Below are 23,987 nucleotides of genomic sequence, written 5' to 3'. Positions count from 1 at the left end.
AATCCTCCGTTACCCGCCATCACCATCACAGGTGCTGGTTCTCCAATCCACAATCTCGCAAACAGCGCCAAACGCCCCATCAGCAGGCCGCCGAGTAGCCGAGTGCAGTAACGCCCGCAGGGCGAGCGCAGCAAGTAGCTGCATTATTACGAGAAGCAGCGAGCCGCATGGGTGCTACGTGGGGCCGCGTTGTTCGCCGATTGCCGAAAGAACGCTGCCGCCTCCCTGCGCCGTACACCATCGTTTAGAGCTTTACCATTTGCTCCAACTGCTCTGCGCAGCTGCGGGCTTGGCTGAGCATTGTGCCAAACGGTGCACTCACAAGCTCATCGTGGCCCAGCCAGCTCACTTTCTGGGTCAGGCGGTAGTGATAGCGAATGCCATCGCTGATCTTTTCCCCATCCAGGTCGAGGTCGTACCAAGGCGAGCGGACTTTGCAGCGCTGGATCGGCTTGTCCATCTGCGCACCGGACAAGGTGACGGTGTAATCGACCGTATCCGGATCGCCCACGTAGAGGTCGGCACGTTGATCGTTACGCCGATAGTTGAGCAGATCGCTCCATTTATCGTGGAGATAGGCGTCGCTGTAGAAGTAACCACCGTCGAGCTTCTCAAGTGCCCGCTGATTGGTCATTGACACCTTGATGCTGTAACGCTCGGGCACTAAAAACCCCAAGCTTTCGCGATGGACTTTACAGTCGCTGATTTCCATCCCGAAGTTGTCGCAGAGATCCTGATCCGAAGCGGTGGCACCTTGATAGCTATCAGCCAGGCTCAATTGCATCAACGGCTGTCGGGCGAATGCGAGCGTGGCCTGAGTGACAGCGCCCCCGGCCCTATCAAAATGTGCCTGCTTATCGAGGCGAATGCTGACTTCAGGACGCGCCAGCGCAATGTGTTCTTCACGCACCTGCCCTTGCACGTCGCTTACCAAAGCCCAGCGATCCTGGATGTCAGACATTGTCTGGCCAGGGGCAAACACCGGATTGGTGGGGTCCAGCCACCAGACCTGGTCGGCAACTTGGGCGCGCACGATTGCATGGTTTGGTGCACTGGTACCTGGGATCAACAATGACTCCACCACATCGCCCCGACTGACCCAGGCGATTTCGGCGCTAATGCCGCTCGCCCTGAGCATGGCGGTCAGCAGCGTGGCAAGATCCTTACAGTCGCCATAACCGCGCTGCTCGATTTCCTGCAGGTTGAATGGCACATAGCCGCGCTCGGAAGCCCGCCAATCGCCCAGGTAGCGGTAATGGGCATTTAAATGCTGCATCAGTTCGGCTACTTGTTGGGCGGGCTCAAGCCCCTTCACCGCAGCGACCGCTATGGCGCTCTCAGGTGGTAGATCAGCGCTGATTATTTGGCTGTAGCGTTGGGCTAAAGCGCCGAAGTAACGCTGCAGTTGCACAGTACTGCCAAGCTCTATCCGCGGAATACGGCGTATGTAGGCATTGTTAGACTCATTGATGTAGCTGCTAAACACCGGAGCTCTTTGTTCGATATCCAGTGCCTTGCCATCGGCCGAAGCGGCGATGGTGAAATCGTCCATCAACTCACTGCGCCACTGGATTGGCTGCTCGGCGGTGAAACGCGCCTTGAACCGGTCCCGGCGAACGGCGTTGGGGGCAAACCGCAGGCTGTAATGGAACTCGCTGAGCAGAGGCTGTGCAGCACTGCGCTCACGCACGGTATAGCGAACTTGAGTCCCGACGCGCAGCGCCGGAAAAGCCAGCGATGTTTGTTTCTCTCGGGAGAAACCCTGATCGGGATTGGGCGCCGTACGTGTATCGATCTGCGTTTCATGCAGAGGCGTCGGCTGGCCGTCGGGTTGAACATACTCGGCGTTGATCACCTCAAACTCGTCAGTTTCGACATAGCTGAAATCGATTCGCGAGAGCATTTCACGGCCCAGGGGCTTGAGAATGGTGTAGCGGTAGGTGGTCGTACAGTCGGTGCTGACATCACGACTGAAGTGGCAGTGCATATCAATATCACTGGCCAGCGGTGCTTCGGCCAAAGGTTGGAGCGCAGCCGATACGCTGTGCGTAAGCGCAATCAGACTGATACCAAGCAGTGGCCGGTAGAACGAAAAACATTGCATAAACGCCTCTGTAAAACGGCGCCACGGGCACCGAAAGGCCAGGAATGATCGCCCCAATGAAAATCAATCGCAACAAGAAATGTTATTTTTTGTTATCGTGCGAACGTCTAGAACGCCCGAGATAGGCGCCTCGACGCAACTACTTGTGCCGTTAACAACGCTCAGATGCTGCTGCTTTTTACCGTCGCAATAAAAAAGCCAGACCCGTAGGGTCTGGCTTTTTCACATCAGCAACCGTCGCTTCAGGCAGGCTTTGACTCCGCTTCCTTGACCCGGAACCAGGCCGCATACAGCGCCGGCAGGAACAGCAAGGTCAACGCGGTGGCCACGATCAGGCCGCCCATGATGGCCACGGCCATCGGCCCGAAGAACACGCTGCGCGACAGCGGAATCATCGCCAGTACCGCCGCCAGAGCGGTCAGTACGATAGGCCGGAAGCGCCGCACGGTGGCTTCGATAATTGCGTGCCAGCGGTCCATACCGGCGGCAATGTCCTGCTCGATCTGATCGACCAGAATCACCGAGTTACGCATGATCATCCCCGACAGGGCGATGGTGCCGAGCATGGCGACGAAGCCGAACGGCTGACGAAAGATCATCAGGAACAGGGTCACGCCAATCAGCCCCAGCGGCGCGGTGAGGAACACCATGGCCGAACGCGAGAAGCTTTTCAGCTGCAGCATCAGCAGGGTCAGCACCACCACGATAAACAGCGGGATACCGGCGTTGACCGACTTCTGCCCACGACTGGAGTCTTCCACCGTGCCGCCGACGTCCAGCTGGTAGCCGTCTGGCAGTTGTGCCCGGATCGGTTCAAGAGTCGGCAGGATCTGTTTGACCAGGCTCGCCGGCTGCTCCTTACCGTACACATCGGCACGTACGGTGACGGTCGGCAGGCGGTTACGGTGCCAGATGATGCCTTCCTCAAAACCGTATTCCAGGGTAGCAATCTGCGACAGCGGCACACTGCGGCCATTGTCGGTTGGCACAGCCAGGCTTGGCAGCAGGCCGAGTTCCTGGCGCTCACTCAAGGTGCCGCGCAGGAGGATCTCGATCAGCTCGTTACCTTCGCGGTACTGGCTCACCGGCGAGCCAGTCAGCGAGCTTTGCAGGAAGCGCGACAGGTCGGCAGTGCTGACGCCCAGGGCGCGAGCGCGCTCCTGGTCGATGTTCAGGCGCACCACCTTGCTCGGCTCTTCCCAGTCCAGGTGCACGTTGCTCACATGGCTGTTCTCACGCACCTTGTCAGCAACCTGACGGGCCAGCTGACGCACCTCGTCGATATGCTCGCCAGAAACGCGGAACTGCACCGGGTAACCCACAGGAGGACCGTTCTCCAAGCGCGAGATACGCGTGCGCAGGGTCGGGAACTCTTCACGCAGCACGTCGATCAGCCACGTGCGAATTTTTTCGCGCTCTTCAATGCTTTTTGCCAATACCACGAACTGGGCAAAGCTGGCAGCCGGCAGTTGCTGGTCAAGCGGCAGGTAAAAACGCGGCGACCCTGTCCCCACATAGGCCACGTAGTTATCGATGCCTTCGCGCCCTTTGAGCAGTTCTTCGAACCGCTTGGCCTGCTCTTCAGTGGCGGCCAGCGATGCGCCCTCACTGAGTTTGAGATCAACCATCAACTCCAGGCGGCCGGATGCCGGGAAGAACTGCTGCGGTACAAAGCGGAACAGCAGAATTGAGCCGACGAACAGGGCAATGGTCAGCATGATCACCGTCTTACGGCGTCGTACGCACCACTCCACCGCACCGCGTACACGCTGGTAAAACGGTGTGCCATAAGGGTCATGACCGTCCGCACTGCCGCCATGTTTAGCGGCGTGCGGCTTGGCCAGGTCGGGCAGCAGCTTGGCCCCCAGATACGGTACGAACACCACGGCGGCAATCCATGACACCAGCAGAGCAATGGTCACCACCTGAAAAATCGAGCGGGTGTATTCCCCGGTGCCGGACTGCGCAGTGGCAATCGGCAGGAAACCGGCGGCAGTGATCAACGTGCCGGTGAGCATCGGGAAGGCGGTGCTGGTCCAGGCATAACTGGCCGCTTTGATACGGTCGTAGCCCTGCTCCATCTTGATCGCCATCATTTCCACGGCAATGATCGCGTCATCCACCATCAGGCCCAGCGCCAGCACCAGCGCGCCAAGGGAAATTTTGTGCAGGCCGATGCCGAGGTAGTACATGGCGGCAAAGGTCATCGCCAGCACCAGCGGAATCGACAACGCCACCACCAGGCCGGTGCGCAGGCCGAGTGAGAAGAAGCTCACCAGCAGCACGATGATCACCGCTTCGGTGAGCACGCGAACGAACTCACCGACCCCGGTTTTCACCGCCGCCGGCTGGTCCGACACCTTGTTCAACTGCATGCCGGCCGGCAGGGTTTCCTGCAGGCGAGCGAACTCGCCTTCCAGGGCCTCACCGAGTACCAGAATGTCGCCGCCGGCCTTCATCGATACAGCCAGGCCGATGGCGTCTTCACCCATGTAGCGCATGCGCGGTGCGGGTGGATCGTTGAAGCCGCGTTTGACCTCGGCCACATCGGAGATACGGAAGGTCCGATCCGCCACACGAATCGGGAAATTACGGATTTCATCAACCGACTCGAAACGCCCGGTAACGCGCAGTTGCACACGATCAGTGGCCGTTTCGAAGAAGCCGGCGGCAGCCACAGCATTCTGTTCTTCCAGCGCCTGCTGTACGGCGGCCAGCGGCAGGCCGAGGGTGGCCAATTTGGTGTTGGACAGCTCGATCCACACCTTCTCATCCTGCAGGCCAAGCAGGTCGACCTTGCCTACGTCTTTGACGCGCTGCAGCTGCAGCTGAATGCGGTCGGCGTAATCCTTAAGCACGGCGTAGTCAAAACCCTCGCCGGTCAGTGCATAGATATTGCCGAAGGTGGTGCCGAATTCGTCGTTATAGAACGGCCCCTGAATCCCCTGCGGCAAGGTGTGGCGAATATCGCTGACCTTCTTGCGCACCTGATAGAACAGGTCGGGAATGTCGGCGGAATGCATCGAATCGCGGGCGACAAAGGTGACCTGGGATTCACCCGGGCGCGAGAACGAGATGATCTTGTCGTAGTCGCCGGTCTCCATCAGTTTCTTTTCGATGCGCTCGGTGACCTGACGCGCGACTTCCTCGGCGCTAGCCCCTGGCCAGTTGGTGCGAACCACCATGGCCTTGAAGGTAAAGGGCGGGTCTTCACTCTGGCCCAACTTGGTGTAGGAAATAGCCCCGACCACAGCCAGCAGCAGCATGAGATACAGCACGATCTGGCGGTTGCGCAGCGCCCAGGCGGATAGGTTGAAATCCATCGGGCTTACTCCTCGACCGTCAGGTCGGTCTTGGCCGTGAGCTGAACAGCACGGTTGTCACGGTCAACCGGACGCACCTGCTGGCCTTCACGCAGCACCTGACCACCGGCCGCAACCACCCAATCAGTGGCTTGCAGGCCTTCGAGCACCGGTACGGTTTTCTCACCGTAAGCACCGATACGCACATCGGTACGTTTGAGGGTGGAGTCCTTGGGATCGACCACCCAGACATAGGGCTGGCCCTTCTCCGCCGTCAGCGCTGACAGCGGCACGGCCAGCGGCACTTCGCCGTCATGAGCGATAAATACGCGGGCGCTCTGGCCCAGTTCGGCCGGCACCTTGCCTTCGACAAAAGCCACACGGGCAGCAAAGGTGCGCGACTGAGGGTCGGCCGATGGCGACATTTCACGAATACGCCCTGGGAAGCGCTGATCCGGCTGCGACCACAGTTCAACCGCCACTTCCTGGCCGACCTTGAAGCGCTCGAAGGCCTGTTCCGGCAGATTGATCAGCACTTCACGTTCGCCGTCAGCGGCCAGGGTGAATACGGTTTGCCCAGCGGCAACCACCTGGCCGACTTCGACCATACGCCGTGCCACCACACCATCCTGCGAGGCGCGCAGTACAGCGTAACCGGCCTGGTTGTTGGCCACGTTGAATTCGGCTCGCACCTGCTTCACCCGCGCCTCACCGGAGCGGTAGGTGTTCTCGGCATTGTCGTACTGCGAACGGCTGACCAGGTTGCGTGCCAGCAGCGTTTTGTAACGGTCACGCTCGGCGCGTACCAGCTGCAGATTGGCTTCAGCCGCTGCGACCTGAGCGCGAATGGCTTCCAGCTGCAGGCGCACATCCTGCGGGTCCAGCTCGGCCAGAGGTTGGTCCTTCTTCACCCGTGCACCGACGTCGACCAGGCGCTTGGCTACCTTGCCGCCGATACGGAAGGCCAGCTCCGGCTCCAGGCGCGCGCGCACCTCACCGGGGTAGGCATCCATCAGGTCACCCGCCAGTTGCGGCTGCACCACCATCGCCGGGCGCACGGCAACCTTGGCGGGTTCGCCATTGCCGCAGGCGGCGAGCAACAGGATAAGACTGACAGGCAACGCAACAGACAGTGCATGACGAAACATGATGACTAACCTTTGTGGAGGCTTTTGAATATTTATACTGGCGGGTATAGTAAAAATAGCAAACTCACTAGTCCAGTATTAAAAACGACCAATGCCAAACAAAGTGTTACCACCCAGCGGCCCCGGTCGCCCAAAAGATCTGGCCAAGCGCAAAGCCATCCTGGAAGCGGCGAAGGCCCTGTTTCTCAGCAATGGCTATGACGGTAGCAGTATGGATGCGATTGCCGCGGAAGCCGGAGTGTCCAAGCTCACGGTGTATAGCCACTTCACCGACAAGGAGAAGCTGTTTGCCGAGGCAGTGAAGTCCAAATGCGAGGAGCAACTGCCCGAGCTGCTGTTCGAGCTGGACGACGAGGTGCCGGTGGCACAACTGCTGCTGAATATCGGCCGTGGCTTTAATGAGCTGATCAACAGCCGCGAGTCGGTGGAGCTGCACCGGGTGATGGTGAGCCTGGCTGCGCAGGACTCCAAGCTCTCGCGGATGTTCTACGAGGCAGGCCCTCAGCGCGTGCTGCATGGCATGGAAGAACTACTGCGCCAGGCCGACCAGAGCGGCAAACTGCGCGTACCCGACCCACTGAGCGCGGCGGATCAGTTCTTCTGCCTGATCAAAGGCGGGGCCAACTTCCGCCTGCTGATCGGCTGCGGCGAAGCCTTGCAGGGCGCCGAAGCCGAAGCCCACGTGTGCGATGCGGTCGAGGTATTCCTGCGCGCCTTCCGCGCTGACTAGCAGGCGGCTGAAGAACGTAGGTAGTTTTTCAACGGGCTGCGAACGCCAGGCATCGCCAGCGTTACTCGCTGGCGGTCTGCAGCTTCTTCTTCGGGTAGATGTCGTAGCGGCTAGATTTACCTTCCAGGGCATAACCCGGCTTGGCGCCGTCAATCAGCGGCGCCTTGCGCGGGCGCTTGACCACAACCCGATGGCTGGCCAGGTTCAGCGCCGCTTCCAGCAACGCCGGGGCATCCAGGTCATCACCAACAAACGGTCGGAACAGACGCATTTCTTTCTTCACCAGCGCGCTCTTGTCACGATGCGGAAACATCGGGTCGAGGTAGATCACCTGCGGCGGTTCGCCTTCCCAAGCACGCATCAGCTCGATGGCGTTGCCATTCAGCAGCTGCATGTGTGCAGCAATCGGCGCGACGTCGTGATCCAGCGCGGCACGAGCCAGGCCATCCTCTAACAGCGCGGCAATCAGCGGCTGACGCTCGATCAAGGTCATGCGGCAACCCAGGCTGGCCAGCACAAAGGCATCGCGCCCCAGGCCGGCCGTGGCATCCAGCACACTCGGACGCACCCCGGCTTGCACGCCAACCGCCTTGGCAATCATCTGCCCGCTGCCGCCACCGAATAGTCGGCGATGCGCCACCGCGCCTTCGACAAAATCCACTTTAACCGGCCCTGGTGCCTGTGGCCCCAGCTCCACCAGCTGCAAGCCGCCCTCGCCCAGTTGCAGGGCAAACTCGCTCTCCCCCTCCAGCGGTAAACCCAGGCGTGCGGCCCAGGTTTCAGCCGCTGCCTGCAGATGGGGAGCCAGGGCTTGCATACGAATTCTGGCTATTAGCCGCTCATCACTCATCAGAAAATGTGCTCAAAAATCACTCAACTGACCGCCGCAGCGGCCGATAACCTGCCTGAGCGGCATTTTGCCAGACCCGGCAGCTTCCAGCCGCACCGAGTTCGCTATGTTCGACGTCATTTCTGCCCCACGCAGCGCCGCACCGTCGGCCGCCAACACCAGCTCGATCAGCGAGACGCTGGCGGAAGGCAAGCGCGCCTCGCTGGATTACCAGATTCTGCGGCGCACCCTGATGCCCAATGAAGTCGAGGCCGAGGCGCCCGCCAGCCCGCCGGAAACACCCAGCGAGCCACCCGCCGTCACTGCTCAGGCCAGTGATTTTCAGGAACTGGCCGCCCAGCGCGAGCTGGAGCTGAACGTCAATATCAACGCCGAACCGCAGAAAACCGACCCACTGGTGCTCGATCTGGCCGGTAACGGCTTCAGCACCAGCGGCCTGAATCGTTCAGTAAATTTCGACCTGAATGCCGACGGCAAGCTCGACCAGATCAGCGTGCCCACCGGTGACGACGCCCTGCTCGCCTATGACCGCAACGGCAATGGCCGCATCGATGATGGCCGCGAGCTGTTCGGCGACCAGAACGGCGCCGCCAATGGCTTTGCCGAGCTGCGCAAATACGATGACAACGGTGACGGCCGTATCGATAGCCAGGATGCGATCTTCGAACGTCTGAGCCTGCTGCGTTTCGACGCGCAGGGCCGGCAGTCCAGTCAGTCGCTGAGCCAAGCCGGCGTCAGCGCCATCGACCTGCAAGTGCGCGACGTAAAAATTGCCCTGGGCGCTTACGACGAAATCGCCCAACTTGGCCGCTTCGAATTTGCCAACGGCCGCAGTGGCCAGGCTGCCGACCTGCTATTAGCAGAGCGTTAAGCACTTAACGGCACATCCGCCACAGCCCCATATCCACGTGAAAGTGGTCGCGGTGGGCCGCGTTGTACTCCGGCCCCAGAGTGGTGTTGAAACGCCGACAGGCACCCTGCTGCACTTGGCGCAGAAACTCAGTGCTCTTGCCCTGCTTGGGCCAATCCTGCAGCACGCTGATGCGCCGGCCATCAGTCAAACGAAAGCCAATGATATCCAGCGCATTAGCCGACGCATGCTGGCTGCGCCGTTGGCTGCCTGCAATGGTGCGACAGGCGAAGCTGCCCACATGTTCTACCCGCGCCACGCGCTGGCCAAACACCGCCTGGGCAGTTGGCTGCAGATCATGCTGCTCGAACAGAGCAAAGGCCGCCGCCAGCGGGCAGCTGGCGATAAAGCTGCTGCTGAACGCAACTCCTGAGCTCTGTACGCGCAAGGTATTGTTCAGCGGACAGGCCACCTCCGGGCTGCTGTCGGCCTGAGGCGTAAAGTGCAGTGATGAGGTATTCAGGGCCTGCTGACACAACGCCGGATCATCCTGCAGCCGCCACAGTTTGAAGCTGGTCAGCAGGTTCGGCGTTTCGCGAATATCCAGCACCGCCCAGGGATTCCAGCGCGGAGGTACATCCAACCAGCCACGCCAGATCGCCAGCAATAGGCAGGCGAGCACGACACACAGCATGAGAAAACCGCGGAAGAAAGTCATGCGGCGCAGCCTATCAGAGCAGACCCAACTGCTCGACCTGATCCTCGACCTGCACCTGTGGCAGATCCGCCAAACCAGGCAAACGCAGCATCAACTGCTGGTGAAAGCGCTGCGCCAGTTGTGGCGCCAGGCGATTGTCCGAGGTGTGCAGAAAAACGTAGGGGGTGCGCCCTTCTTCTATCCAGCCTGCCACCTTGTCCAGCCAGGGCGCTATAAAGGGGTCATTGGCCAGCAACTCGGGATGGCCGATAAAGCGCAGCTGTGGGGCCTGGCTAAAGGCTGTGGGCCGCAGCGGCAGACGCGGCTTCTTGGCCTGCGCATGCAATACGGCCGGCGCTGTGGATACACAGCTGAACAGCGCCCGCGAATCCAGGCAGATACGCTCGATGCCACGCCCATGCAGCAGACGATTAAGGCTGCGTTCCTCGTCACCCTTGGCAAAGAATCCTGGATGACGCACCTCAACGGCCAGCTCCCCAGCCTGCCAGGGCTCGATATAAGCGCTCAGCTCCGCCAAACGCTGCGGGCCGAAACTCGCCGGCAACTGCAACCAGAACGGCGCCACCCGCTCACCCAATGGCGCCAGCAAGCGGCGGAAATCCTCGGTGGCACTCAACTGGTCACGCAGATCGCCATTATGGCTAATCTCACGCGGCAGCTTGGCGCAAAAGCGCAGATGGGCCGGCATGCGCTCGGCCCAGAGCGCCACGGTTGAAGAGGAAGGCTGTGCATAGAAGGTGGTGTTGCCCTCAACGGCGTTGAACACCTGAGCATACAGCGGCAGAAAGTAGGCGCTGCGACTGCCATCCGGATACAGGGAACCGCGCCAGGCAGGCTCGCTCCATGACGGGCAACCGAGGTAGTAAGGCAACATTAATCTGAAGACCGTTGAGAAATGTAGCGAGTGAAGGCGAGATCAGCCGAGGGGCGCAGTGTACGAGTTGTATATGAGTACGACGAGGTTGATATCAACGCGACATAGCCGAGCGCAGTAGTTTTGCAATGGTCTTCTAGGCGTAGAGATCGAGTCCCATGACCTGCTGGGCATCCGTCTCGCTGGCGAAACTGGCGGTTGAGCTGTAGCTGGCCAAGGCCTGGGCGGCGCGGTTATTCAGTGGCGGCTGGTAGAGCTGGTCTTGCAGGCGCGATGGCAGGCTGTCGCTGCTGGCATTACTGGCTTCGACCTTGCGCGTCTGGGCAACTTGCTCAAAGCCCTGGGTGCTGGCGGGGGATGCTGGCTGCTCACGACGGTCCTCTATCTCGCGCTGCGCTTCGCGAAATGGCGTAATCGCAGAGCCCGGGCGGGCACTGCGGTCTGGCGAATAAGAGGAGGTAAAACCGTCGATACGCATCAATTACTGCTCGGCTTGCTTAGCCAACGATGGACACATGTGATGGCAATTTAGCCGCCGAAGACCGGCTTGGCAATCAAGCCCGGTGCACGCGGCAATATGCGCGACAGAAGGTACGCCAATGCCCGACTGTTTAAACCGGGGCCTTGGGCGTGGCCACCTGATCACGCAAATAAACCGGCTGCGCCAGGTCGGCGTCAACCGCTTCACCACGGGCCCAGGCAAAGCGCGCCAGGCTGAGCAGGTCCTCGGCGTGCGGCAGCATGGCCGCATCCTGTCCGCTGATCACAACCGGAATACGCGCGGCAAAGGTGCCCCAGCCAGTACCGGCGGCAAACCAGTCGCCGCTGGCATCACCCGGCAGGCTAGCGCGCTCAGGCGGCAATACGGCCTCGACGCCGGCCAGACGCATTTCACCCTGCTCAGCGCGGTAGCAGCCCCAATAAACTTCATCCATACGCGCATCGATGGCCGCAGCCACTTGCTGCGCGCCATGCTCGCGCAAGCTGCGCTGTGCTAGCACGGCCAGATTGGACACGGGCAAAACCGGCCGCTCCAAGGCAAACGCCAGGCCCTGCACCACACCGATAGCGATGCGCACACCGGTAAAAGCGCCCGGGCCACGGCCAAAGGCAATCGCGTCGAGCGCCGACAGCGGCACCCCGGCATCCGCCAGCAGCTGCTTGATCATAGGCAGCAGACGCTGGGCATGCATGCGTGGAATCACTTCGTAATGGCTGAGTACCTGGCCGTTATGCAGCAGGGCAACGGAGCAGGCTTCGGTGGCGGTATCCAGGGCCAGGAGAGTGGTCATTGCATTCGGACAGGTGACGAAATGGACCGGCATTAGAACGGCTTGAGGCTTTTTTTTCCAGCGTAATCACTGCTGCCCGCGCCTGTCACGCGAGCGGTCTCGCAGGATTACAGGCATGCAGCGGGGCCGAAGAGCCCCACTGCTGCCTAAGTAACGCGCTTACCAGGGTTCGATAACGGTCTTGGCGTCCCAACCTTGCAAAGGCGCCTTGGACCAGGTGCCGTAGCCCGCATTAGGGAAGACAATCCACTCGGTGCCCCATTTGCCCGCCTCAGAAGCCACGGTGGCGCGCTGATCGGCCAGCGGCGTTTTGCGGAAACGCCCATCGAAGTCATGCAGCGTATCGCCCAGCAGCAGCACAATCTGATGATCGGCGCTGACGATGGCGCGGCGCTCGACCTTAGGTGGGCCCAGCAGCAACACGCTTTCTTCCGAGATTTGCGGCAGCCCCAGCTTGGTCAGAGTGGCCAGGGTGTACTTCTTCTGCTCGTCGGCGCGATCGGAAATGTAGCGAATGGTCACCCCGAGCTTGTCGGCGTGCTCCAAAAATTGCTTCGCCCCTGGAATCAGCACAGGAGTACCGTCACGCTCCCAGGGCAGCCAGGTATCCCAGGCGTTATAGGTGTGACAGTTGGCCAGGTCCCGCGCCAACAGTGCGCTGTTATCAATAACGGTTTCATCCAGGTCGGTGACGATGGCCAGCTTGGACGGATCTTTCGCAGCAGCCACTGCTGCATCCAGCTTCAGTGTGGCGATGTTGTAGGCCTGCAGTTGCAGGGCCTGAACTTCTGCCGATTGCTGCTGGAAACGCAGCCCCATGGTGAACTCGGCGACTGCGCAGTCCGCTGTGGGCTTCGCCGCGGTCTCGGCAAAAGCCGCAGGACTCCCCACCAGGGCTAACGCAAGGCCCAACCAGATGGCACTCTTTGCTGTTTTCTCGGTCATTGAATGCGCTCTCTTCCTTAGTATGGGTTAAGGCTCGACGTCTACGACCATCTCATCTAGTGGTCTAGACCAAACCGATGCTAGCTTAGACGAGCAAGGTTACTGTTCTATGAACGACGCTCAGCGACTCCAGCGCGCCAACCGCAGAAACGACAACGGCCCGCAAAAGCGAGCCGTTGACTGACTGCAGCAAAGCTTAACTGAGCGCCGCAAGTACCTTGGCAGTGATCTCGTCAACCGAGCCAACGCCGGCAATCGCACTGTACTTAGGCGTACCGTCAGCGGCGGCAAGCTTCTGATAGAAGTCCACCAGCGGCTTGGTCTGCGAGTGATAGACCGACAGGCGATGACGTACGGTTTCTTCCTTGTCGTCTTCGCGCTGGATCAGCTCGTCACCGGTCTCGTCGTCAACACCGGCGACTTTTGGCGGATTGTGCTCGGTGTGATAGACGCGACCCGACGCTGGGTGCACACGGCGACCGGCAATACGGCCGACGATTTCTTCGTCATCAACGGCGATTTCGACCACGTTGTCGATGACCACGCCAGCTTCCTTCAGGGCTTCAGCCTGAGGAATGGTGCGCGGGAAACCATCAAAGAGGAAACCATTGGCGCAATCAGCTTGGGCGATGCGTTCCTTGACCAGATTGATGATCAGGTCATCGGAGACCAGACCACCGCTGTCCATTACGCTTTTGGCAACCAGGCCCAGTTCAGTGCCGGCCTTGACCGCAGCACGCAGCATGTCACCGGTGGAGATTTGCGGAATACCAAATTTCTTGGTGATGAAACCAGCTTGGGTACCTTTACCGGCACCGGGCGCCCCCAGCAAAATCACACGCATCGATGTGCTCCTCAAGATTTAAGTAAAAATCGTCGGACTCGCCTCGTGGGGCCAATCTCAGAATTGTTCAAGCAGCGCTGCCAAACTGGGCCAGAGTGCCGAAAGGCCGCTCAAGATACACAGCGCACCCATAGCGCACAAGCCACCGAAAGTCGGATACACCTGCGACCACTTCTAGCGGGTAGTGCTTTCGCCAGCGCACTACATATGCGCCAGCGAAAGCCTAACCCCCCCTTCTTCAGCCACCTAGCCGGTGTTGCGTAAACCAGCTGCAATACCCGCCACACTGACCAGCAAGGCCTGTTCCAGAGGGCTGTCAGCCTGATTGTCACGCTGCCGCGAGCGCGCCAGAAGCTCCGCCTGGAGCAAATGTAGCGGGTCCAGGTAGGTGTTGCGCACACTGATCGACTCCAGGGTTTCCGGGCTGTGCGCAAGCAGCTGCGCCTGACAGGTCAAACCTAGTACTGCAGCCACCGCCTGCGACAATAGGCCGCGTAGATGCTCGCCTAGCGGACGCAGGGCCGGCTCGACCAAACGCTCGTCGTACAACTGGGCGATGGACTCGTCGGCCTTGGCCAGCACCATCTCTAGCATGTCGATACGCGTGCGGAAGAACGGCCATTGCTCGCGCATTTGCCCAAGCAGCTCGCCTTCGCCGCGCTGAAAGGCGTTGTCCAGCGCCGCCTCCCAGCCCAACCAGGCCGGCAACATCAGGCGCGTCTGGGTCCAGGCGAAAATCCACGGAATCGCCCGCAAGCTCTCGACGCCACCCTCGCGCCGCTTGGCCGGGCGGCTGCCAAGAGGCAAACGACCCAGTTCCTGCTCCGGCGTAGCCTGGCGGAAATAGTCGACGAACTGTGGGTGCTCGCGCACCACCGCGCGGTAGGCACTGACGCCATCGCTGGCCAGCTTATCCATCAGCTCGCGCCAGGCTGGCTCCGGACTAGGCGGCGGCAACAAGGTGGCCTCGAGTACGGCGGCGAGGTACAGATTGAGGTTCTGCTCGGCGATATCCGGCAGGCCGAATTTGAAACGAATCATTTCACCCTGTTCAGTGGTGCGGAAACGCCCCGCTACCGAGCCAGGCGGCTGCGACAGAATTGCCGCATGCGCTGGACCGCCGCCGCGCCCGACTGTGCCGCCACGGCCATGGAACAGCAACAACTCGACATCCTGCTCGCGGCATACCTGAACCAGGGTTTCCTGGGCGCGGTATTGCGCCCAGGCGGCCGCCGTGGTGCCGGCATCCTTGGCCGAGTCGGAATAGCCGATCATCACTTCCTGCGGCCCGTGCAAGCGCGCGCGGTAGCCATGCAGCGCCAGCAGACGGCTGATCACCGGGCCAGCGTTGTCCAGATCAGTGAGGGTTTCAAACAACGGCACCACACGCATCGGCCGTTGCAATCCGGCCTCTTTAAGCAGCAGTTGCACCGCCAGCACATCGGAAGCCGCACCGGCCATGGAGATCACGTAAGAGCCCAGGGAAGCAGCGGGCGCACCGGCCACTTCACGGCAGGTCGCCAGCACCTCTTCGGTCTCACCGCTGGGTTTGAAGTGCCCCGGCAGCAGTGGCCGGCGGTTTTCCAGCTCTTTCAACAGAAACGCAAGACGCACTTCCTCACCCCATTCCGCGTAACGCCCAAGGCCGAGGTAATCGGTGATTTCGCTCATGGCGGCGGCGTGCCGGCTGGAGTCCTGACGCACATCCAGGCGCACCAGAAACAGGCCAAAGGTCGCCGCACGGCGCAGACAATCGAGCAGCGGGCCATCGGCGATCACACCCATGCCGCATTCATGCAGCGAGTGGTAACACAGCGTCAGCGGTTCCAGCAGCTCGCGATTGTCCTGCAGCACCGCTGCGGGGGCCGGGATCTGCTCATTCAGCGCGGCCTGGGCCCAGCTACGGGTGGCGCGCAAGCGCTCACGCAACTGTTTGAGCAGGCTGCGATAGGGTTCGGCACTCTCGCCCACCCGCGCCAATAGCGCTGGGCTGGCCTGCTGCATGGACAACTCGGCGGCCAGGTTATCAACATCCCTCAGGTACAGATCGGCCGCCATCCAGCGCGCCAGCAATAGCACTTCACGGGTAATGCTTGCGGTGACATTGGGGTTGCCGTCACGGTCACCGCCCATCCAGGAGGCGAAACGAATCGGCGCGGCGTCCAGCGGTAGGTGCAACCCGGTGGCGCTGTGCAACACCTGATCGGCCTTGCGCAGCACGTTGGGGATGGCATGCCAGAGCGAATGCTCAATCACCGCGAAGCCCCATTTGGCCTCATCCACCGGGCTCGGCCTGCTGCGGCGGATTTCTTCGGTGTGCCAGGCTTCGGCAATCAGCCGCTGCAGGCGCTGTTTGACCTGCTCGCGCTCGGCAGCCGACAGATCGCTGTGGTCGCCGGCCGCGAGCTGCTCGGCCATCGCATCGTATTTCTGGATCAGCGTACGCCGAGCCACCTCGGTGGGGTGCGCGGTCAGCACCAGCTCGATATCCAGGCGGCCGAACTGGCGGGCCAGAGCCTCGCCCTTGTGGCCGTTGCTGGACAGCCGCTGCAGTAAGTCTGAGAGGATATTGTCTTCAAATGGCTGCGCTTCACCCGGCGCACGGCGGCGCACGCGGTGGTACTGCTCGGCAATATTGGCCAGGTTGAGGAACTGGTTGAACGCCCGCGCCACCGGCAGCAGTTCGTCATCGTCCAGTTGGTTAAGGGTTGCACTGAGTTGCTCCGCACCCTCTTGCGAGCCTCGACGCGATGCCTTGGCGCCTTTGCGAATGCGCTCGATCTTGTCGAGAAAAGCAGCACCATGCTGCACGCTGATGGTGTCACCCAGTAGCTCGCCGAGCTGGTGGACGTCCTCGCGCAGACGCGCGTCGATTTCTGCCATGAGTGCTGCCTCCGCTGATCCTGCCTCCAGAGTGCCCAGCGCGCCAACTTCTTACAAGTGCGCGACGCGTCGGCCGCACTTATCGGCCCAAGCACTAGTCTTAACTATGCAGCTCACCAAAAAACGGTGGGCATAGGACAGACACGAGGCAATCATGAAGATTCGCGAGCTTGTTCAGCATTGGCAGGAAAATGCCCAAGGGCGGCTGAGCGCAACGCCTTATCAGATAAGGCTCGACCTGGAGGCCGCAGCACGCCTGGCGGCATTGCAGGAAATGTACCCCAAGCACCACGTAGAAGAGCTGCTGGGGGAGCTGCTAGGTGCGGCGCTCGATGAGCTGGAGGCCAGCCTCCCCTACGTTCAAGGCAACAAGGTGGTGGCCAGCGATGAACAGGGCGACCCGTTGTATGAAGACATCGGCCTGACACCGCGCTTCCTCGCCCTGTCACGCCGGCATCTGCAGCGTCTTAGCGAGCAGCAGAAGCAGGCAAGCTGAGCTTACTGACCGTCAGAGCAGCGTACGGCCTGCTTACGCTGGTCGACCAGTACACCGCTCAAGCCCTTCTGCTCCAGATCAAACATCACCAGCACGCCGTCGATGCACTGGGCGACCTGGCTGGCGGGTTTGAGCGAGACTTTGTAGTCCTCACCCGGCACAGTCTTGAGCATGGTGAACTCGGACAACAGCAAGGCATCTTCCGGCTTGGCGATATGCAGGTAGCCGTAATAACTGAGCACAGCCACCGTGGCGCAGATACTGCCGATACCGGTAAGGATCAGCGGGATGGGGTTTACTTCACTCATAACAGGCTCTCGGAATTATCAATTGGCGCAATAAGCGGCGCAGCTTGCAGCAAACACTCGCGCCTGCAAAGGCCCAGATTGCCGCATCATTTGCCGCCAGCGCGCACTTCTTCGCGGGCTTTGAACGTCGCTTCATAGATGCGCTCGGCCAAGCGCGAGAACGGCAGGCTCTGCACCCACACCGTGCCAGTGCCCTTGAGCGTGGCAAGGAGGATGCCCTCGCCGCCGAACAACATGCTTTTCAGGCCACCGGCCAGGGCGATGTCGTAGTCGATGCCACTGGTAAAACCCACCAGGCAACCGGTGTCCAGGCGCAGGGTTTCGTTATTCAGCTCCTTGCGAATCACCGTACCGCCGGCGTGGACAAAGGCCAGGCCGTCACCTTCGAGCTTCTGCAGGATAAAACCTTCGCCACCGAAAAAACCGGCGCCCAAGCGTTTGTTAAAGCTTATTCCTACTGCCGTGCCGTAAGCCGCACAAAGAAAAGCATCCTTTTGGCAGATCAGCGTGCCACCATGCTCCGCCAGCTGGATCGGCACCACGGTGCCGGGGTAAGGCGCAGCAAAGGCCACCCGCGCGGGAGTTTTGCCTGCATTGGAAAAATGCGTCATAAACAGCGATTCGCCCGTCAGCATGCGCTTGCCCATGCCCCACAGTTTGCCCAGCACACCGTTGGTTGAGCCATCGCCCATGCGCGTTTCAAAGCGGATGCCGTCGGTCATGTAATTCATCACCCCGGCTTCGGCGATCACCGTTTCGCCCGGATCGAGAATGATCTCCACGCTCTGTGCGGAGGCGCCGAGGATTTCGTAGTCGAGTTGATGGCTGGGCATGCGCAGCTCCTGTTAATGCGGGAAGAGCAACCCGGATTTCATCCGGGCTACGAATCATCTATTAAAGGGCTAGGAGCGTCACGAGCGAAGGTTAGGCAAGGCGCGCACGACCTGGAAAAGCGGAGTTTACGACTGTAAATGAGCATTTTTCAGGTCGTGCGCAACGCTGCATATCCGAGCGCAGTAGCTACTAGAGGATATTGGCGTAGTCGGCTTCGATCCGATCAAGACTCAGGTGATTGAGGAAGTTGGAGAAGCACATCCAGGCCGACAGCGAGTTGAGGTCGCTGAATTGCGGCGGCAGGTACTTGGGCGCGACAACCAGTCCCTCATCCACCAGCTGGCGCAGACTGCGCATATCTTCCAGGGTGGTTTTGCCGCAGAACAGCAGCGGAATCTGCTCCAGCTTGCCTTTACGCACGGCCAACTGGATGTAGTTGTAAACCATGATGAAGCCTTTCAGGTAGGACAGGTCCTTGGTGAACGGCAAACCAGTGGGCGTCGAGCCACGGAACACCCGGTTGGCGTTGCTGTAGCTCTGCTCTTGGCTAAAGCACTGCTCACGGTAGAAATCGTAAACCTGCAGAAAATCCGCGCCCTCTTCGGCCATATGAATGGCGCGGGTGCGGTTGGTCAGCTTGCGCAACCGCGTCGGATAGGAGGCAAAGGTGATCACCTCCATCAGAATCGCCAGGCCTTCCTGGGTCACCGTCGACGAGGGCGGGCCCTTGGCCAGAAAGGTGCAAATCGGCTGATTAAGCCCGTTCAACGTGGTGGCCACATGTACCAGCCCCTCGTGCACTTCCAGGGCTTTTACATCGCGGTCATTGAACATCGCATCAGCGCGGATCTTGATGTAATCGGCACCGGCGGCGGCATCGGCGAGGATGCCATCGGATTCAAACACCCGAATGGTGCTCTCTTCCTCGCCAAAAACCTTGTTCAGGCGGTGTTGCAGCAGGTTGACTGCCTCTTTCGCGGTCAGGGTCTTGGCCTCGTCCTTGAGGTCACCGCGCTTGTCGATGTTATTCAGGAAGTCGGAAAACATCATGCCCAGGTCGGCCAGGGTCGGATCGCCGGCATGGAAAGCGTCGGAGGCCGCGCCATAGAGCTCCTGACTGATCAGGCCAAAGTCCTCGGTACCGCGCGCTTCGAGCATGCGAATAACCATGCGGTACTCGCGGCACATGCGCCGCATGATCTTGCCCACGGGGTTGAACTGGCCGAGCTGGCGGGTGATATCACGCTCGATATTCTGGAATTCCAGCTTCTTCGCTGCCGCATCAAAGGGCAGCGGCCGGTTGGCGTAGTAGGCACGGTCGACGGCGGGCAGCTTCTTGCCCTTGTGCTTGAGGAACTCGCTGCGGATCGAGTCATCCCACTTCACCGCATCCAGCACGCGAATCGGCGTTTGTGCGTCGACTAGGCGGTCGGACAACGCGCGCACGATCAACTGATAATCGTCCAACCCGGTATGACTGTTCATGCTTTCCTCACCACAACCTACTAGTCACCCGCCCGCTGATAACGTGCGACTTCAATAAATACATCCGAATTGGCCTGATCATCGAGGTAGCTGAATACCTGTCCCAGCGGGCTGCTGATCAGCACGCCATCGCCTTCGGCGCCGTCGATTACCTCGCCCTGCAACGCACCCTGCTCCAGCTCCTGAAGGATCCGGTCGACATCCAGGTTGTAGATCACCAACTCATTGCTGGTGGTCAGCTCAAAACCGGCAATGGCGAAGTTTGCCCCCAGGCTCTTCGGCAAGCCCGCCGAGAGGTACCAGCGACGGCCATGGTGGGCCACGGTAAAGCCGTATTCTTCAACGCTGTCGAGGTTATCCAGACTGTCAACATAGGCCCGCGCCTTATAGACGTTGGAACCGGCACGGGTGATTTGCAGATACAGCTGTTCGCCCCACTCGTTCTTGCGCGACCATTCGCCAAGCAGGGGAATCGGGGCTGCTTCATTGGCGGGGATCGGGTCCTTGAAGGTCACCAGACAGCCACCAAGCAACAGGAAGGACACGGCAAGCAGCGCGCGCCAGGCTTTCATTCAGCTCTCCTTGTGAACGGATTGACCGGGTTACAGGCCCAGTACCAGATGCATATAGCGTTTAAGCATGGCCAACATCTCTTCACTGTCCAGATGATCGACACCATCGAGCAGCCCTTGATACTCCATGCGCACAATAATCGCCGTCAAGAGCTTGGCATACGGCTCGGCCTGCTGCGAACCCAGCACCTCGAAGAAGTGCGTCACGCCCTGCAGCAATATCTGCCGGTGAGCACGTAACAGCCCGTGCAGACGAGGGTTAAGCAAAGCCTCCTGCTGAAAGGCCTGCTCGGCTAGCAGGTGTTCACGGCGGGTCAGCAACTGCTGACGCACGTATTCCACAGCCAACTGGGCAATTTCATTGGCCAGACGCCGACGCGCCTCGGCGCTGCCATCCAGGCGGCTGACCTGCTCACGCAATAGACCTTCGGTACCGCTCCAGAACTCGCCCATGTGCGCCGCACTGCGCTCGACGAACTGAGCGAAGGTATCGGTGATCAGGTCGTTGATGTCTTTGAAGTAATAGGTAGTCGCCGACAACGGCACTTCGGCCTCTGCGGCTACTGCGCGGTGCCGGACGGCACGCACGCCTTCACGCACGATAATACGCATGGCGGCATCGAGAATGGCCTGACGGCGCTGTTCACTGCCCTGACGGCTGGCTTTGCGGCCCTGATACTGCACGCTCTCGGCAACGGCGTTGGCCACCAGGGTGGCGCTTTCTTGGGCGGGCTTGGCTGTCACAGCAAGAGGATCCTCTGTCGGTTATTCACGATTAATAATGACTTAGTCAGTAAATCGCAAAATTAATCCACTGGCCGCTAATAAAAAATCGTTCCCCGGCTGGTAGGCCATAAAAACCGGGTAATAAAAAGCCGCCCGGAGGCGGCTTATCAAGTATCAGGCTTGCGGGCGCATGTGCGGGAACAGAATCACGTCGCGAATAGACGGTGAGTTAGTCAGCAGCATCACCAAACGGTCGATACCAATGCCCTCACCGGCGGTCGGCGGCATGCCGTATTCCAGGGCGCGGACGAAATCAGCATCGTAGTGCATGGCTTCGTCGTCACCGGCGTCCTTGTCGGCCACCTGCGCCATAAAGCGCGCGGCCTGGTCTTCCGCGTCGTTAAGCTCGGAGTAGGCGTTGGCGATTTCACGGCCACCGATAAACAGCTCGAAGCGGTCGGTGACGTTCGGGTTCTCGTCGTTGCGACGGGCCAACGGCGACACTTCAAACGGGTACTGGGTAATGAAGTGCGGCTGCTCCAGCTTGTGCTCGACCAGTTCTTCGAAAATCATCACCTGCAGCTTGCCCAGGCCTTCGAAGCCCAGCACTTTGGCACCGGCTTTTTTGGCGATGTCGCGCGCCTTGTCGATGTCATTCAAGTCATCGGCAGTCAGCTCAGGGTTGTACTTGAGGATCGAGTCAAATACCGACAACCGCACAAACGGCTCGCCGAAGTGGAACACCTTGTCGCCGTACGGCACGTCGGTGCTGCCCAGAACCAGCTGCGCCAATTCACGGAATAGTTCTTCGGTCAGGTCCATGTTGTCTTCGTAGTCGGCGTACGCCTGGTAGAACTCCAACATGGTGAATTCTGGGTTGTGACGAGTCGAAACGCCTTCGTTACGGAAGTTGCGGTTGATCTCGAACACTTTTTCGAAGCCGCCAACCACCAGACGCTTGAGGTACAGCTCTGGCGCAATACGCAGGAACATTTCCATGTCCAGCGCGTTGTGGTGGGTTTCGAACGGCTTGGCCGCGGCGCCGCCAGGGATGGTCTGCAGCATCGGCGTTTCGACTTCGAGGAAGTCGCGCTGCATCAGGAAGCTGCGGATGTGCGCGATCACTTGCGAGCGCACGCGGAAGGTCTGGCGCACTTCTTCGTTGACGATCAGGTCAACGTAACGCTGACGATAGCGCTGTTCGGTGTCGGTCAGGCCGTGGTGCTTGTCCGGCAGTGGGCGCAGCGACTTGGTCAGCAGGCGCACGTCGGTCATTTCCACGTACAGGTCGCCCTTACCAGAGCGGGCCAGGGTGCCGACGGCGGAGATGATGTCGCCCATGTCCCAGGTTTTCACCGCGGCCAGGGTGTCTTCCGACAGGGTCTTGCGGTTGACATAGACCTGGATGCGCCCAGTCATGTCCTGAATCACCATGAACGAGCCACGGTTGAGCATGATGCGCCCGGCAACCTTGACCGGAATGGCAGCCTCGGCCAGCTCTTCCTTGGTCTTCTCGGCGTACTGTTTCTGCAGGTCGGCGCAGTAGTTGTCGCGACGGAAGTCGTTAGGGAAGGCGTTGCCCTGCTCACGGATAACAGCAAGCTTTTCCTTGCGCTGGGCAATCAGCTTGTTTTCTTCCTGTTGCTGGTCTTCGTGGGAAGGGGCTTGCTGGTCGAGTTGTTGGTCGCTCATGGTCGTTCGTCTGTCCTGTAAATCGTTGGCGGATGGCTGGGCCGCGCATCGCACGCCCAACCTGCCTAAACCATCACTTGGCGGTTAGAGCCCCTGCTTGAGGCTCGCCACCAGATATTCGTCGATGTCGCCGTCGAGCACCTTGTCGCAGTCGCTGCGTTCGATATTGGTGCGCAGATCTTTGATCCGCGAAGCATCGAGTACGTAGGAGCGAATCTGGTGACCCCAGCCGATATCCGACTTGCTTTCTTCCAGCACCTGGGAGGCGGCGTTGCGCTTCTGCACTTCCTGCTCGTACAAACGCGCACGCAGCATCTTCATCGCGGTGTCTTTGTTGGCATGCTGGGAACGTTCGTTCTGGCAGCTGACCACGGTATTGGTCGGTACGTGGGTAATACGTACGGCCGAGTCGGTGGTGTTTACGTGCTGACCACCGGCACCGGATGAACGATAGGTGTCGATACGCAGGTCGGCCGGGTTGATCTCGATTTCGATGTTGTCATCGATTTCTGGCGAGACGAACACCGCAGTAAACGAGGTATGCCGACGGTTGCCGGAGTCGAACGGGCTCTTGCGTACCAGACGGTGCACACCGATCTCGGTGCGCAGCCAACCAAAGGCATATTCACCCTTGATATGCAGGGTCGCGCCCTTGATCCCGGCTACTTCACCGGCGGACAGCTCCATGATCGTGGCATCGAAGCCGCGCTTGTCGGCCCAGCGCAGGTACATGCGCAACAGCATGTTGGCCCAGTCCTGTGCTTCGGTGCCGCCGGAGCCGGCCTGGATATCCAGATAGGCGTTGTTGGGGTCCATCTCGCCACTGAACATGCGGCGGAACTCGAGCTTTTCGAGGATCTCGCGCAGCCGTTCGATCTCGGCGGCAACGTCATTTACCGCGCCTTCGTCGTCTTCTTCGACGGCCATATCGAGCAGATCACGCGAGTCAGCCAGGCTGCCGTGCAGGTCATCCAGGGTGTCGACGATCAGCGCCAGGGAGGCGCGTTCGCGGCCCAGGTTCTGCGCGTATTCAGGGTTGTTCCAGACGGCCGGGTCTTCGAGCTCGCGGTTTACTTCGACCAAACGATCATGCTTGTGATCGTAGTCAAAGATACCCCCGAATAGTCAGGGTGCGCTCGGACAGGTCCTTGATGCTATTAAGGATCGGGTTGATTTCCATGGCTGGCAGCACTCGCAGGCGATTGAGGTGTACAGCGGTCATGTGCAGCCCTATCAGCAACCTCACGGCATCTGATCGAACTCGGCAATCTGACCCTGACCCCGAAGTTTCAGAAAAGCCGGCGAGTATACCCCAGTCAACACCCCGCTGGCAG

At 60.2% G+C, this 23,987-nt stretch carries 21 protein-coding genes; 3 read left to right on the top strand and 18 right to left on the bottom strand.

Annotation, left to right across the window (positions count from 1 at the left end; genetic code table 11):
• Window positions 1–244 precede the first annotated feature (244 nt).
• From ACIGEK_RS09510 to ACIGEK_RS09500, 3 genes are all read right to left on the bottom strand, one after another.
• Window positions 245–2,104: a DUF3857 domain-containing transglutaminase family protein gene (locus ACIGEK_RS09510; RefSeq protein WP_397493045.1), complete on the bottom strand. Its 1,860-nt coding sequence runs from the start codon at window positions 2,102–2,104 to the stop codon at window positions 245–247.
• 242 nt (window positions 2,105–2,346) lie between these two features.
• Window positions 2,347–5,427, bottom strand: coding sequence for an efflux RND transporter permease subunit (locus ACIGEK_RS09505; RefSeq protein ID WP_397493044.1), 3,081 nt, complete (start codon window positions 5,425–5,427; stop codon window positions 2,347–2,349).
• Between the two features lie 5 nt (window positions 5,428–5,432).
• Window positions 5,433–6,554 (bottom strand): efflux RND transporter periplasmic adaptor subunit, encoded by a 1,122-nt coding sequence (locus ACIGEK_RS09500; protein WP_397493042.1) that lies wholly within the window; start codon window positions 6,552–6,554, stop codon window positions 5,433–5,435.
• 91 nt (window positions 6,555–6,645) lie between these two features.
• Between ACIGEK_RS09500 and ACIGEK_RS09495 the strand changes: the two genes are divergently transcribed.
• Entirely contained in the window at window positions 6,646–7,284 is a 639-nt protein-coding gene (locus ACIGEK_RS09495; protein WP_397493041.1) for a TetR/AcrR family transcriptional regulator, read from the top strand.
• A 61-nt stretch (window positions 7,285–7,345) separates the two neighbouring features.
• Here ACIGEK_RS09495 and ACIGEK_RS09490 read toward each other — a convergent pair whose 3' ends face one another.
• On the bottom strand, window positions 7,346–8,134 hold the full coding sequence (locus ACIGEK_RS09490; protein ID WP_397493040.1) for a class I SAM-dependent methyltransferase: 789 nt from the start codon (window positions 8,132–8,134) through the stop codon (window positions 7,346–7,348).
• Window positions 8,135–8,240: 106 nt separating this feature from the next.
• Here ACIGEK_RS09490 and ACIGEK_RS09485 point away from each other — a divergent pair, with 106 nt between their 5' ends.
• A complete protein-coding gene (locus tag ACIGEK_RS09485) occupies window positions 8,241–9,005 on the top strand; it encodes a hypothetical protein (RefSeq protein ID WP_397493039.1) in 765 nt (254 codons plus the stop codon).
• A gap of 4 nt (window positions 9,006–9,009) precedes the next feature.
• On the opposite strand, the gene ACIGEK_RS09480 is transcribed toward ACIGEK_RS09485, so the two are convergent.
• The 7 genes from ACIGEK_RS09480 to ppc all read right to left on the bottom strand — a co-directional run bounded on the left by ACIGEK_RS09480 (window position 9,010) and on the right by ppc (window position 16,540).
• On the bottom strand, window positions 9,010–9,702 hold the full coding sequence (locus ACIGEK_RS09480) for an extensin family protein (protein ID WP_397493038.1): 693 nt from the start codon (window positions 9,700–9,702) through the stop codon (window positions 9,010–9,012).
• 13 nt (window positions 9,703–9,715) lie between these two features.
• Window positions 9,716–10,576 carry a DUF72 domain-containing protein gene (locus ACIGEK_RS09475; protein WP_397493037.1) on the bottom strand — a complete coding sequence of 287 codons (861 nt, stop codon included), beginning with the start codon at window positions 10,574–10,576 and terminating at the stop codon, window positions 9,716–9,718.
• Between the two features lie 136 nt (window positions 10,577–10,712).
• A complete protein-coding gene (locus ACIGEK_RS09470) occupies window positions 10,713–11,054 on the bottom strand; it encodes a hypothetical protein (RefSeq protein ID WP_397493036.1) in 342 nt (113 codons plus the stop codon).
• Between the two features lie 133 nt (window positions 11,055–11,187).
• Window positions 11,188–11,868 carry a tRNA (adenosine(37)-N6)-threonylcarbamoyltransferase complex dimerization subunit type 1 TsaB gene (tsaB, locus tag ACIGEK_RS09465; RefSeq protein WP_397493035.1) on the bottom strand — a complete coding sequence of 227 codons (681 nt, stop codon included), beginning with the start codon at window positions 11,866–11,868 and terminating at the stop codon, window positions 11,188–11,190.
• A 159-nt stretch (window positions 11,869–12,027) separates the two neighbouring features.
• Window positions 12,028–12,813: a 5'-nucleotidase, lipoprotein e(P4) family gene (locus tag ACIGEK_RS09460; protein WP_397493034.1), complete on the bottom strand. Its 786-nt coding sequence runs from the start codon at window positions 12,811–12,813 to the stop codon at window positions 12,028–12,030.
• Between the two features lie 196 nt (window positions 12,814–13,009).
• Window positions 13,010–13,657: an adenylate kinase gene (adk, locus tag ACIGEK_RS09455; RefSeq protein ID WP_397493033.1), complete on the bottom strand. Its 648-nt coding sequence runs from the start codon at window positions 13,655–13,657 to the stop codon at window positions 13,010–13,012.
• Window positions 13,658–13,903: 246 nt separating this feature from the next.
• Window positions 13,904–16,540, bottom strand: a complete 2,637-nt coding sequence (gene ppc / locus ACIGEK_RS09450) for a phosphoenolpyruvate carboxylase (protein ID WP_397493032.1) — start codon at window positions 16,538–16,540, stop codon at window positions 13,904–13,906.
• A gap of 154 nt (window positions 16,541–16,694) precedes the next feature.
• On the opposite strand from ppc, the gene ACIGEK_RS09445 reads away from it, so the two are divergent.
• A complete protein-coding gene (locus ACIGEK_RS09445) occupies window positions 16,695–17,036 on the top strand; it encodes a pilin assembly protein (protein ID WP_397493031.1) in 342 nt (113 codons plus the stop codon).
• 2 nt (window positions 17,037–17,038) lie between these two features.
• Here the strand turns inward: ACIGEK_RS09445 and ACIGEK_RS09440 are convergent, their stop codons facing one another.
• The 7 genes from ACIGEK_RS09440 to prfB form a co-directional block, all read right to left on the bottom strand.
• Window positions 17,039–17,344: a hypothetical protein gene (locus ACIGEK_RS09440; protein WP_397493030.1), complete on the bottom strand. Its 306-nt coding sequence runs from the start codon at window positions 17,342–17,344 to the stop codon at window positions 17,039–17,041.
• 86 nt (window positions 17,345–17,430) lie between these two features.
• Window positions 17,431–18,177 (bottom strand): TIGR00266 family protein, encoded by a 747-nt coding sequence (locus ACIGEK_RS09435; protein ID WP_397493029.1) that lies wholly within the window; start codon window positions 18,175–18,177, stop codon window positions 17,431–17,433.
• A gap of 190 nt (window positions 18,178–18,367) precedes the next feature.
• Window positions 18,368–19,663, bottom strand: a complete 1,296-nt coding sequence (locus tag ACIGEK_RS09430; protein WP_397493028.1) for a flavohemoglobin expression-modulating QEGLA motif protein — start codon at window positions 19,661–19,663, stop codon at window positions 18,368–18,370.
• Window positions 19,664–19,683: 20 nt separating this feature from the next.
• Window positions 19,684–20,235, bottom strand: a complete 552-nt coding sequence (locus ACIGEK_RS09425; RefSeq protein WP_397493027.1) for a hypothetical protein — start codon at window positions 20,233–20,235, stop codon at window positions 19,684–19,686.
• Between the two features lie 30 nt (window positions 20,236–20,265).
• A complete protein-coding gene (locus ACIGEK_RS09420; protein ID WP_397493026.1) occupies window positions 20,266–20,979 on the bottom strand; it encodes a TetR/AcrR family transcriptional regulator in 714 nt (237 codons plus the stop codon).
• Window positions 20,980–21,135: 156 nt separating this feature from the next.
• A complete protein-coding gene (gene lysS, locus ACIGEK_RS09415; RefSeq protein ID WP_397493025.1) occupies window positions 21,136–22,653 on the bottom strand; it encodes a lysine--tRNA ligase in 1,518 nt (505 codons plus the stop codon).
• An 84-nt stretch (window positions 22,654–22,737) separates the two neighbouring features.
• Window positions 22,738–23,833 (bottom strand): peptide chain release factor 2 gene (gene prfB / locus ACIGEK_RS09410; RefSeq protein ID WP_397493123.1). Its coding sequence is split into 2 segments (ribosomal slippage): window positions 22,738–23,760 and window positions 23,762–23,833, totalling 1,095 coding nucleotides; the frame shifts between segments, so codons are not numbered across the junction.
• Window positions 23,834–23,987 lie beyond the last annotated feature (154 nt).

It is taken from the genome of Pseudomonas sp. NPDC079086 (genome assembly GCF_044542155.1).
Lineage (GTDB): Bacteria > Pseudomonadota > Gammaproteobacteria > Pseudomonadales > Pseudomonadaceae > Aquipseudomonas.
This window is presented reverse-complemented; position numbering and strand designations above follow the sequence as displayed.